This window comes from Pseudomonas chlororaphis subsp. piscium, from assembly GCF_003850345.1.
Taxonomy (GTDB): domain Bacteria; phylum Pseudomonadota; class Gammaproteobacteria; order Pseudomonadales; family Pseudomonadaceae; genus Aquipseudomonas; species Aquipseudomonas piscium.
In genome coordinates, this window is record NZ_CP027707.1 from 36,872 (window position 1) to 46,704 (window position 9,833).

General features: G+C 62.9%; 14 protein-coding genes. 6 read left to right on the top strand and 8 right to left on the bottom strand.

Annotation, left to right across the window (positions count from 1 at the left end):
- Nucleotides 1-32 precede the first annotated feature (32 nt).
- Together trpA and trpB are read right to left on the bottom strand one after the other, a co-directional pair.
- Entirely contained in the window at nucleotides 33-845 is an 813-nt protein-coding gene (gene trpA / locus C4K38_RS00175) for a tryptophan synthase subunit alpha (protein WP_053276816.1), read from the bottom strand.
- On the bottom strand, nucleotides 845-2,080 hold the full coding sequence (gene trpB / locus C4K38_RS00180; RefSeq protein ID WP_053276817.1) for a tryptophan synthase subunit beta: 1,236 nt from the start codon (nucleotides 2,078-2,080) through the stop codon (nucleotides 845-847). Before trpB ends, trpA begins: the two co-directional genes overlap by 1 nt.
- A 129-nt stretch (nucleotides 2,081-2,209) precedes the next feature.
- Between trpB and C4K38_RS00185 the strand changes: the two genes are divergently transcribed.
- Nucleotides 2,210-3,103, top strand: coding sequence for a LysR family transcriptional regulator (locus C4K38_RS00185; RefSeq protein ID WP_053276818.1), 894 nt, complete (start codon nucleotides 2,210-2,212; stop codon nucleotides 3,101-3,103).
- Here the strand turns inward: C4K38_RS00185 and C4K38_RS00190 are convergent.
- Nucleotides 3,100-3,426 (bottom strand): ElaB/YgaM/YqjD family protein, encoded by a 327-nt coding sequence (locus C4K38_RS00190; RefSeq protein WP_053276819.1) that lies wholly within the window; start codon nucleotides 3,424-3,426, stop codon nucleotides 3,100-3,102. The genes C4K38_RS00185 and C4K38_RS00190 overlap by 4 nt on opposite strands.
- Nucleotides 3,427-3,585: 159 nt before the next feature.
- Between C4K38_RS00190 and C4K38_RS00195 the strand changes: the two genes are divergently transcribed.
- On the top strand, nucleotides 3,586-3,801 hold the full coding sequence (locus C4K38_RS00195; protein ID WP_025806847.1) for a dodecin: 216 nt from the start codon (nucleotides 3,586-3,588) through the stop codon (nucleotides 3,799-3,801).
- Between the two features lie 130 nt (nucleotides 3,802-3,931).
- On the top strand, nucleotides 3,932-4,156 hold the full coding sequence (locus tag C4K38_RS00200; RefSeq protein ID WP_025806846.1) for a DUF1161 domain-containing protein: 225 nt from the start codon (nucleotides 3,932-3,934) through the stop codon (nucleotides 4,154-4,156).
- A 159-nt stretch (nucleotides 4,157-4,315) separates the two neighbouring features.
- Here the strand turns inward: C4K38_RS00200 and C4K38_RS00205 are convergent, their stop codons facing one another.
- On the bottom strand, nucleotides 4,316-5,317 hold the full coding sequence (locus C4K38_RS00205) for an LLM class flavin-dependent oxidoreductase (protein ID WP_053276820.1): 1,002 nt from the start codon (nucleotides 5,315-5,317) through the stop codon (nucleotides 4,316-4,318).
- Nucleotides 5,318-5,559: 242 nt separating this feature from the next.
- On the opposite strand from C4K38_RS00205, the gene C4K38_RS00210 reads away from it, so the two are divergent.
- Nucleotides 5,560-5,991, top strand: a complete 432-nt coding sequence (locus tag C4K38_RS00210; RefSeq protein ID WP_053276821.1) for an OsmC family protein — start codon at nucleotides 5,560-5,562, stop codon at nucleotides 5,989-5,991.
- Nucleotides 5,992-6,209: 218 nt separating this feature from the next.
- The gene (locus C4K38_RS00215; RefSeq protein ID WP_025806843.1) at nucleotides 6,210-6,449 is read left to right on the top strand and encodes a DUF1161 domain-containing protein; all 240 of its coding nucleotides are present in this window, start codon (nucleotides 6,210-6,212) and stop codon (nucleotides 6,447-6,449) included.
- A 4-nt stretch (nucleotides 6,450-6,453) separates the two neighbouring features.
- Here C4K38_RS00215 and C4K38_RS00220 read toward each other — a convergent pair whose 3' ends face one another.
- Together C4K38_RS00220 and C4K38_RS00225 are read right to left on the bottom strand one after the other, a co-directional pair.
- Nucleotides 6,454-6,873, bottom strand: a complete 420-nt coding sequence (locus C4K38_RS00220) for a PA0061/PA0062 family lipoprotein (protein WP_053276822.1) — start codon at nucleotides 6,871-6,873, stop codon at nucleotides 6,454-6,456.
- Between the two features lie 42 nt (nucleotides 6,874-6,915).
- Nucleotides 6,916-7,329 (bottom strand): PA0061/PA0062 family lipoprotein, encoded by a 414-nt coding sequence (locus tag C4K38_RS00225; RefSeq protein WP_053276823.1) that lies wholly within the window; start codon nucleotides 7,327-7,329, stop codon nucleotides 6,916-6,918.
- 59 nt (nucleotides 7,330-7,388) lie between these two features.
- Between C4K38_RS00225 and C4K38_RS00230 the strand changes: the two genes are divergently transcribed.
- Nucleotides 7,389-8,468, top strand: coding sequence for an aminopeptidase (locus tag C4K38_RS00230; RefSeq protein ID WP_053276824.1), 1,080 nt, complete (start codon nucleotides 7,389-7,391; stop codon nucleotides 8,466-8,468).
- Between the two features lie 88 nt (nucleotides 8,469-8,556).
- Here C4K38_RS00230 and C4K38_RS00235 read toward each other — a convergent pair whose 3' ends face one another.
- Together C4K38_RS00235 and C4K38_RS00240 are read right to left on the bottom strand one after the other, a co-directional pair.
- Nucleotides 8,557-9,015, bottom strand: coding sequence for an REP-associated tyrosine transposase (locus C4K38_RS00235; protein WP_053276825.1), 459 nt, complete (start codon nucleotides 9,013-9,015; stop codon nucleotides 8,557-8,559).
- A 148-nt stretch (nucleotides 9,016-9,163) separates the two neighbouring features.
- Nucleotides 9,164-9,814, bottom strand: coding sequence for an HAD family hydrolase (locus C4K38_RS00240; RefSeq protein WP_053276826.1), 651 nt, complete (start codon nucleotides 9,812-9,814; stop codon nucleotides 9,164-9,166).
- Between the last annotated feature and the right edge of the window lie 19 nt (nucleotides 9,815-9,833).

A 9,833-nucleotide genomic window follows, 5' to 3' on the forward strand; every position in this document is an offset into this window, starting at 1 on the left:
AGGCTAATTCCTCTGTATCAGGAACTTTACCCTCAGCTGACACGGGCTTGACGCACCCCTTCGGCGAGGGAGGCGCACAGGCTCAGCACGCCGTCCACGGCCTGCTCGGAGCTGGTGGCATTGGCGATCTGGTCGATCAGCGCCGAACCCACCACCACGCCGTCGGCCAGGCGGGCAATGGCCGCGGCCTGCTCCGGGGTGCGGATGCCGAAACCGATGCTGATCGGCAGGTCGGTGTGGCGACGCAGGCGGGTCACCGCCTCTTCCACGTGCTCCAGGGTGGCGGAGCCGGCACCGGTCACACCGGCCACGGAGACGTAGTAGACAAAGCCCGAGCTGCCGTTCAGTACCTTCGGCAGGCGCGCGTCGTCGGTGGTCGGCGTGGTCAGGCGGATGAAGTCGATGCCGGCGGCCTGGGACGGGTCGCACAGCTCGGCGTTGTGCTCGGGCGGCATGTCGACCACGATCAGGCCATCGACGCCGGCCTCCTTGGCTTCGGCGATAAAGCGCGGCACGCCATAGTGGTGGATCGGGTTGAAGTAACCCATCAGCACCAGCGGCGTGTCGTTGTTGCCGGCGCGGAACTCGCGAACCATTTTCAGGGTTTTCGCCAGGTTCTGCTTGGCCTCCAGGGCGCGGATGTTGGCCAGCTGGATCGCCGGGCCGTCGGCCATCGGGTCGGTGAAGGGCATGCCCAGCTCGATCACGTCGGCGCCGGCTGCCGGCAAGCCCTTGAGGATCGCCAGGGAAGCGTCGTAGCCCGGGTCGCCGGCGGTGACGAAGGTCACCAGGGCGGCGCGGTTCTGTTGCTTAAGCTCGGCAAAGCGCGTTTGCAGGCGGCTCATCAGTGTTTCTCCTGCTGGGAGTGCTTTTGTTGAGAGTGTTCCATGTGGTGCATCACGGTTTGCATGTCTTTGTCGCCACGGCCCGAGAGGTTGACCACCATCAGGTGATCCTTGGGCAGGTTCGGCGCGCGCTTGAACACTTCGGCCAGGGCGTGGGCGCTTTCCAGGGCCGGGATGATGCCTTCCAGGCGGCAGCACTGGTGGAACGCGGCCAGGGCTTCGTCGTCGGTCACCGAGGTGTATTCGACGCGGCCGATATCGTGCAACCAGGCGTGTTCAGGGCCGATGCCCGGGTAGTCGAGGCCGGCGGAAATCGAGTGGGCGTCGATGATCTGGCCATCCTCGTCCTGCAGCAGGAAGGTGCGGTTGCCGTGCAGCACGCCAGGCAGGCCGCCGTTCAGGCTGGCCGCGTGCTTGCCGGTCTCGATGCCGTAGCCGGCGGCTTCGACGCCGATGATCTGCACGCTCTTGTCGTCGAGGAACGGATGGAACAGGCCCATGGCGTTGGAACCGCCGCCGATGCACGCCACCAGGCTGTCCGGCAGGCGGCCTTCCTGGGCTTGCAGCTGTTCGCGGGTTTCCTTGCCGATCACCGCCTGGAAGTCGCGGACCATAGCGGGATAAGGGTGTGGACCGGCCACGGTGCCGATCAGGTAGAAGGTACTGTCGACGTTGGTCACCCAGTCACGCAGGGCTTCGTTCATCGCGTCCTTCAGGGTGCCGGTGCCAGCGACCACCGGAATTACTTCGGCGCCCAGCAGCTTCATGCGGAACACGTTGGCCTGCTGGCGCTCGATGTCGGTGGTGCCCATGTAGATCACGCAGTCCAGGCCGAAACGGGCCGCCACGGTAGCGGTGGCCACGCCGTGCATGCCGGCGCCGGTCTCGGCGATGATGCGTTTCTTGCCCATGCGCCGCGCCAGGAGGATCTGGCCGATGCAGTTGTTGATCTTGTGCGCGCCGGTGTGGTTCAACTCTTCGCGCTTGAGGTAGATCTTGGCGCCGCCGCAGTGCTCGGTCAGGCGCTCGGCGAAATACAGCGGGCTCGGACGGCCGACGTAGTCGCGCTGGAAGTAGGCCAGTTCCTTGAGGAACTCCGGATCTTCCTTGGCTGCTTCGTATTCGCGGGCCAGGTCGAGGATCAGCGGCATCAGGGTTTCGGCGACGTAACGGCCGCCGAACGCGCCGAACAGGCCGTTGGCATCAGGACCGTTGCGCAGGTTGGTCTGGGTCATTGGGGCGCTCCCGGTGATTCGTCAAAAGGGTGAATGCGTGGACAGGCAATGGCGTTCACTCTACCCCTGACGCCCCAGGCTGAAAACCGATAAGATCGCTACAACCTGTCAGGAAAACTCACATATCCCATGAGCCATGACCTGCCCCCGCTGAACGCCCTCCGGGCCTTCGAAGCCACCGCCCGCCTGAACAGTGTCAGTCAGGCGGCTGAACAGCTGCACGTCACCCATGGCGCGGTCAGTCGCCAGTTGAAGGTGCTTGAAGAGCATCTTGGGGTGAGCCTGTTCGTCAAGGAAGGGCGCGGCCTGAAACTCACAGATGCCGGGGTGCGCCTGCGCGATGCCAGCAGCGATGCCTTCGAGCGCCTGCGCACGGTCTGCGCCGAGCTGAGCCAGAGCACCGCCGATGCGCCCTTCGTGCTCGGTTGTTCCGGCAGCCTGTTGGCGCGCTGGTTCATTCCGCGCCTGGGGCGGCTGAATGCCGACCTGCCGGACCTGCGCCTGCACCTGTCGGCTGGCGAAGGCGATCTCGACCCGCGCCGGCCGGGGCTGGATGCCTTGCTGGTATTCGCCGAGCCACCGTGGCCGGCGGACATGCAGGTCTATGAACTGGCCAGCGAACGCATCGGCCCGGTGCTCAGCCCGCGCTACAGCCGCTACGAGCAACTGCGCGAGGCGCCGGCCAGTGCGCTGCTCGGCGAGGCATTGCTACAGACCACCTCGCGCCCGCAGGCCTGGCCCAGCTGGGCGCGGCAGAACGGCATTGACGCCGGGGCGCTGAAGTTCGGCCAGGGTTTCGAGCATTTGTATTATTTGCTGGAGGCGGCGGTGGCCGGGCTGGGCGTGGCGATCGCGCCGCAGCCGCTGGTGGCCGAGGACCTGCGTGCCGGGCGCCTGGTTGCCCCCTGGGGTTTCTGTGAAACCCCGGGGCAACTGGCGTTGTGGCTACCCAAGCGCGCCGCGGACGGGCGCGCCCGACAACTGGCGCAGTGGCTCAGCAACGAGCTGCGCCAGACGCCTTAATTGCCGCGCTTGCACAGCAGGTAAGCGGCCAGCAGGCCCAGCGCGCCCACGGCGACGCCGGCGGTGGTCCAGGGGTGTTGCTGGGCGTAGTCGCGGGTGGCGATCCCGGTTTCACGGGTTTTCACTTTGACGTCTTCATAGGCATCGCTGAGCAGGCTGCGCGAATGTCTCAGCGCATTCTCGGCGTTGCTTTTCAGCGTCTTGAGGGTTTTGCGCGACTCGTCCGAAGCATCGTCCTTTAGGCTTTCCAGTGACTTGAGCAGACTTTCGATCTCGGCTTCCATGCTTTCCAATGAGGCTTTGCGTAACGAAGTGTTGGCCATGGTGGCTCTCCTGCATTGTTGATTGAGGGGTCTGTAAGGGTCCGACTGCGCGGCCTGGCGAAAGTGCATTAAATCTGAGCACCGATCGGCCGGGGCTTGCCCAAGTGTCGCCGGTAATCGCTGCTAGGCTTTGATCTACCTCATCAAGGAGAGAACGCCATGTCTGATCATCACACCTACAAGAAAGTCGAGCTGGTTGGTTCGTCCCCTACCAGCATCGAAGACGCCATCAACAATGCGCTGGCCGAAGCCAACAAAAGCATCAAGCACCTGGAATGGTTCGAGGTCACGGAAACCCGCGGGCACATCCGCGATGGCAAGGCTGCGCATTTCCAGGTCACGCTCAAGGTCGGCTTCCGCATTGCCAACAGCTGAACCTGGGCTAGGCTGTTGAACTTGGGCGCTGGCCGATTGCCATAGGGAATGGCGAAGCGCTATATCTGCCTCGCAGCCGAGCAGGCCGGGGCTTGACGCTTATTTTTGACTCGACCAGGGAATGTGACCGATGAAAAAACTGGTAATGGCTTTAGCGTTGTTGAGTGTCGCGGGAACAGCCCTTGCTGCCGGCAAGCCATGCGAAGAGCTGAAAGGCGAAATCGCCGCGAAGCTCGATGCCAAAGGCGTGTCGGGCTATTCGCTGGAAATTGTCGACAAAGGCAGCGCGGCTGGCGGCAAAGTGGTCGGTACCTGCGAAGGCGGTACCAAGGAAATCGTCTACAAGCGCGGCTGAGCCCTTGTAGAAATGAACAAGCCGACGCGATGCGTCGGCTTTTTTGTGCCTGGCTATTCCAGCCAGGCGCCCCCTTATAGCCGCTGCCGCAGGCTGCGATCGCGACCGAAGGGCGCGCAAGGCCTCTGGATCACTGAGTCCTTCGGCCCGATTGCAGATTCAACCCTTCATCACCTGCGACAGCAACTCGTAGGAATGCAGGCGGTCGGCGTGTTCGTACAGGTCGCAGGTGAAGATCAGCTCGTCGGCGCCGGTCTGTTCGATCAGCACTTCGAGCTTGGCGCGGATCTTCGCCGGGCTGCCGATCATCGCCAGGCCGAGGAAGCTGCCCACGGCGTCTTTTTCATGGGGCAGCCACAGGCCGTCCATGCTCTTCACTGGTTTGCGCTGCACCAGGCTCTGGCCGCGCATCAGCGCGAGGATCCGCTGGTACACCGAGGTCGCCAGGTAATCGGCCTGTTCGTCGGTATCGGCCGCCACCAGCGGCACGCCGAGCATCACATAAGGCTTGTCGAGCACGGCCGAGGGCTTGAAGTGATTGCGGTACACGCGAATCGCCTCGTGCATGTAGCGCGGTGCGAAATGCGAAGCGAAGGCGTAAGGCAAGCCGCGCTCACCGGCCAGTTGCGCACTGAACAGGCTGGAACCCAGCAGCCACACCGGCACCTGGGTACCGGTTCCCGGCACCGCGATCACCCGTTGTTCCGGGGTGCGTGGACCGAGGTAGGCCATCAGTTCGGCCACGTCTTCAGGGAAGTCGTCGGCGCTGCCGGAACGTTCGCGGCGCAGGGCGCGGGCGGTCATCTGGTCCGAACCCGGCGCGCGGCCCAGGCCCAGGTCGATGCGCCCCGGATACAGGCTTTCCAGGGTGCCGAACTGCTCGGCGATCACCAGCGGCGCATGGTTGGGCAGCATCACGCCACCGGAGCCGACGCGAATGCTCGAGGTGCCGCCGGCCAGATAGCCCAGCAGCACCGAGGTCGCGGAGCTGGCGATACCGTCCATGTTGTGGTGCTCGGCGACCCAGAAGCGGGTGTAGCCGAACTTCTCTACATGGCGGGCCAGGTCCAGGGAATTGCGCAGCGATTGCGCCGGGCTGCCGTCCTCGCGCACGGGGACCAGGTCGAGGGTGGAAAACTTAACGTCGGACAGTGGTTTCATAAGCCTGCTTCTCCAGTGGTGTGCAGGCCTTTGCCATGAGCCAAAACCTGCCGAATGCTGTAAGCCTGTTTCATGCAATGTGGGCATATACCCGAGTTTCAATAGCCAAGCTGAATTTGCTGTCCGGATAAACGGTGGATTCAGGCAGGATGAACTTCGCCGAGCCTTCTATCCTCTAGAACCCTGAGTAGCAGAAAACCACAAGGGCGCGGCCTTTCGCGCCCGTTCTCGAGGAGACAGGCATGAGCATCATCAAGAAAGCATCGGCTCACTGGGAAGGGGACCTGAAAACCGGCATCGGCTCGATTTCCACTGAAACCGGGGTACTGCGCGAAGCGCCCTACGGCTTCAAGGCACGTTTCGAAGGCGGCAAGGGCACCAACCCGGAAGAACTGATCGGCGCCGCGCACGCGGGGTGTTTTTCCATGGCCTTCTCGATGATTCTCGGCGAGGCCGGGCTCAAGGCCGACAGCATCGACACCCATGCCGAAGTGACGCTGGACCAGGTCGATGGCGGTTTTGCGATCACCGCGGTGCACCTGATCCTCAAGGCGAAGATTCCCGGCGCCAGCCAGCAGCAGTTCGATGAACTGAGCAAGAAGGCCAAGGAAGGTTGCCCAGTGTCCAAGGTGCTGAACGCCAAGATCAGCCTGGATGCGACGCTGGTCAACTGAGCCATTGTCGAACTGCTACATCCCATCGTGAGCTCACGAACGCGGCCTTTTGCAGGAGCAACCGGCCGCCGTTCGATGGCTCGCGATGGCGTTCACTTCGCAAGACCCGCGCGCCAGATATGCGCGGCGTCAGAACTCGTTTCATGAAAATGTGGTCGAATGCATGACTGCAGGCTCAGCCCATGACCATGGGCGCTGCATAAAAGGGAGCTCCACACATGAAACGTTTTGCCCTGGCAGTTGTTTGTTGCGCGCTGGCCACCTCGGCCCTGGCGGACCCGAAGGACTGCGAAGAACTCAAGAAAGAGATTGAAATCAAGATCCAGGCCAACGCCGTGCCCTCCTACACCCTGGAGATTGTCAGCAAGGAGGAAGCCGAAAAGCATGACGTGGCCATGGTGGTCGGTACCTGCGAAAACGGCACCAAGGCGATCATCTATCAGCGAAACGACAGCTGATCGTTCAGATCACGCAGTTGACCATATGGTCTTCGGCCAGCAGCTCACGCTTGGCGTTGTACAGCCGGGCACTGGGGGTGAAACCCAGCGAGCGGGCTTCCAGCAGATAACGCTGGCCGGATTCGAAATGGTCGTAGCGCAGGCTCAGATAGCACAGGCGTTCCGCCGGATCGTTCATCATGCCGAGGCGCCCGCTGAACACCTCGAAATCGAAACGCACCATCAACTCATGACTGCCCGGGGTGACCTGGAAGTAGCGGCCATCGTTCAGGCGCTGGTTGTCCAGGCGCTCGGCCATCAACAGCTTGCCGCCCGGCGTCGGGGTGGAGAAATCGACCCAGGCCTGTTGCGGGTCCACCGCCGGCAGAGGGCTGGAGCAGGCAACGAGGCCGGTCAGGGCAAGCAGCAGCAAGGGTTGGCGCATGAGGTCGGGCCGTCCGGGGAAAGGCCTCAAGCATAGCGCCGATCAGGTGCGCTGGCAGCCCGCCGGTTGGCCGGTACCCACCAGATTGCGCTGCTGGTCATAGAGCTTGGCCCAGGGCCGGAAGCCGATATTGCCGGTCTGCAACTGATAACGCTGGCCGGCGTTGAAGTCCTTGTATTTCACATTCAGCTGGCAGTCGCGCCACAGGGGTTCGCTGTCCGGGCCGATATTGCTGGGCTCCACGGCGAACTGGTAGCGCACCTTCAGCTCATGGTTGCCGGGCTGGACCTCGAAATATCGGCGGTCCGCCCAGGCCTTTTCGTCGACCTCCAGCGCCTGCAGCGCGGTGTCCTGGTGGCTGTCGAGGTCGATCCAGGCTTGCGTCGGATCGGGGGCGGGCAATCCGGCACAGCCGCTCAGGGTCAACAGTCCGGTGGTCAGCAGCAACACGCGCATAGCGAAACTCCAGGCAGGCGAGATAGTCTTGGGGGCAGACTCTCGAAGGATGATTCGATTTGATTAGGCCGCGTTCAAGCCATGGGTTACTTGATCATCTTTTACGCTTTTTGTTTCCGGGCCTGGCGCTCTTGCTGCTCAACGGTTGTTCCAGCGTGGGTTACTACGGCCAGCTGGCCAGTGGCCAATGGCAGCTGTTGCGGGCCCGCACGCCGGTCGAACAGGTCATCGCCGACCCGGCTCGCGACCCGTTATTACGTGCTCATCTGACCCAGTCGCAGAAGGCCCGGCGCTTCGCCAGCCAGCACCTGCACCTGCCGGATAACCAGAGCTACCGCCTCTACGCCGACATTGGCCGGCCCTACGTGGTGTGGAATGTATTCAGCACCCCCGAGTTTTCCCTGAGCCCCAAGACCCACTGCTTTCCGATTGCCGGCTGCGTGGCCTATCGCGGCTACTACAGCCAGGGCGCGGCCCGCGGCGAGGCGGCCTTGCAGAAACAGCAGGGCATGGATGTGGCCATCGGCGGGGTGGAGGCCTACTCGACCCTGGGCTGGTTCAACGACCCGATCCTCAGCTCGATGCTGCATTGGGGCGACGAGCGCCTGGCGACCCTGATCTTCCACGAGCTGGCCCATCAGCGCTTTTATGTGAAGGACGACACCGAGTTCAACGAGTCCTTCGCCACCTTCGTCGAGCAGGAAGGCACCCGGCAATGGCGCGCGGCACGCAACCTGCCGCCGGCCAGCGATGCCCTGGTCAAGCAGAAGGACCAGTTCATCCAACTGATCCTCGATACCCGCCAGCGCCTGGAACGCCTGTATGCCCTGCCGCTGTCCGCCGAGCAGATGCGCCAGCGCAAGGCCGCCGAGTTCGAACAGCTGCGCCGGGATTACCGACAGCTGAAGGACAGCCAATGGCACGGTGACTCGCGCTACGACTTCTGGATCAATACCCCGCTGAACAACGCCAGGCTGTTGCCTTTCGGCCTGTACGACCAGTGGGTGCCGGCATTTGCCGCCTTGTTCCAGCAGGTGAACGGCGATTGGCCGGCGTTTTACCAGGCCGTGGAGAAACTCGGCGCGCTGCCGGCTGAAAAGCGCAAGGCGGCGTTGCAAGCCTTGATGGGTGGTGTCTGAAAGGACGCCATCGCGGGCAAGCCTCGCTCCTACAAGGGGCCTGCGTGCTTCTGTAGGAGCGAGGCTTGCCCGCGATGAGGTCGGATCGTCAAACCCATATCGCATCCCAAAGCGAATAATCCCCCACCCGCCTCACCAACCCCGCGCGTAACGGGTTGGCCACGATATACCTTGCGACAGCCTGTAAATCCTCTTCCTTGCGAATGCCCCGATCATGGTAACCACGTTGCCAGACTGCCCCTTTGCGCCCCCGCTGGCGATTCAACGATACGCAAATGCGCGAGCGAGTCCTGCCCATCAGCACTGGCAAGGTGGCGCCATGCAGTTCGACCAACCAGTGAAAATGATCGGGCATGACGACAAAGGCCAGTGAGTGGGCGAGTTGTTCCTGTTCGGCCTGTTTGAACGCCGCCACTGCCAGGCGGCCCAAGTGGAAGTCGTTGAATAGCGGTTCCCGGTTCTGGGTGACGGAGGTGAGGACGTAGATTTGGCCGGGGTGCGAGTAGCGCCCGGTACGCAGGCGATGGGCGTGGGGTTTGCTGGGCATGGGAGATCCTCCTTGATCGTGTTTTTCAGGCTAGATCGAAGAAGGGCGGGACGGGGTTTGTCTGTTGTGCGGGATGTGTCTGGGGGGACGCTATCGCGGGCAAGCCTCGCTCCTACAGAAGTACGCAAGCCCTGCGATAGCTATCGGCTCAGCGTTGCAGGAACGCCTGATGCAGCTCATCCAGGGTCTGGAAGTGATAGGCCGGCGCCTCGGCGCTCAACTCTTCGTGGCTGCCGAAGCCATACCCCACCGCCGCCGCATCCAGCCCGTTGTTTCGGGCGCCGATCAGGTCGTGTTTGCGGTCGCCGATCATCAGGGTATCGCTTGGGTCCAGGCCTTCCTCGCTGATCAGGTGGCGGATCAGCTCGACCTTGTCGGTGCGGGTGCCGTCCAGTTCGCTGCCGTAGATCACCTTGAAGTGCCGGGCAAAATCGAAATGCCGGGCGATCTCGCGGGCGAACACCCACGGCTTGGAAGTCGCGATGTATAGCTGGCGGCCCTGCCCGCCGAGGGTTTCCAGCAGCGGCGTGACACCGTCGAACACGCGGTTCTCATACAGGCCGGTGACCTTGAAACGCTCGCGGTAGAAATTCACCGCCTCCCAGGCCCTGGCTTCGTCGAACCCATAGAACTGCATGAACGCCTGCAGCAGCGGTGGGCCGATGAAGTGTTCCAGCTTGCTCAGGTCGGGTTCGTCGATGCCCAGCTTGCCGAGGGCGAACTGGATCGAGCGGGTAATGCCTTCGCGCGGGTCGGTCAGGGTGCCATCGAGGTCGAACAGAACGGTTTGGTAATGCATGGGGATTCCTGGGGCAGTG

Excerpts from the sequence above, each read along its gene's own strand:
- trpA (WP_053276816.1), bottom strand. The coding sequence starts at position 845 with ATGAGCCGCCTGCAAACGCGCTTTGCCGAGCTTAAGCAACAGAACCGC.
- trpB (WP_053276817.1), bottom strand. The coding sequence starts at position 2,080 with ATGACCCAGACCAACCTGCGCAACGGTCCTGATGCCAACGGCCTGTTC.
- C4K38_RS00185 (WP_053276818.1), top strand. The coding sequence starts at position 2,210 with ATGAGCCATGACCTGCCCCCGCTGAACGCCCTCCGGGCCTTCGAAGCC.
- C4K38_RS00190 (WP_053276819.1), bottom strand. The coding sequence starts at position 3,426 with ATGGCCAACACTTCGTTACGCAAAGCCTCATTGGAAAGCATGGAAGCC.
- C4K38_RS00195 (WP_025806847.1), top strand. The coding sequence starts at position 3,586 with ATGTCTGATCATCACACCTACAAGAAAGTCGAGCTGGTTGGTTCGTCC.
- C4K38_RS00200 (WP_025806846.1), top strand. The coding sequence starts at position 3,932 with ATGAAAAAACTGGTAATGGCTTTAGCGTTGTTGAGTGTCGCGGGAACA.
- C4K38_RS00205 (WP_053276820.1), bottom strand. The coding sequence starts at position 5,317 with ATGAAACCACTGTCCGACGTTAAGTTTTCCACCCTCGACCTGGTCCCC.
- C4K38_RS00210 (WP_053276821.1), top strand. The coding sequence starts at position 5,560 with ATGAGCATCATCAAGAAAGCATCGGCTCACTGGGAAGGGGACCTGAAA.
- C4K38_RS00215 (WP_025806843.1), top strand. The coding sequence starts at position 6,210 with ATGAAACGTTTTGCCCTGGCAGTTGTTTGTTGCGCGCTGGCCACCTCG.
- C4K38_RS00220 (WP_053276822.1), bottom strand. The coding sequence starts at position 6,873 with ATGCGCCAACCCTTGCTGCTGCTTGCCCTGACCGGCCTCGTTGCCTGC.
- C4K38_RS00225 (WP_053276823.1), bottom strand. The coding sequence starts at position 7,329 with ATGCGCGTGTTGCTGCTGACCACCGGACTGTTGACCCTGAGCGGCTGT.
- C4K38_RS00235 (WP_053276825.1), bottom strand. The coding sequence starts at position 9,015 with ATGCCCAGCAAACCCCACGCCCATCGCCTGCGTACCGGGCGCTACTCG.
- C4K38_RS00240 (WP_053276826.1), bottom strand. The coding sequence starts at position 9,814 with ATGCATTACCAAACCGTTCTGTTCGACCTCGATGGCACCCTGACCGAC.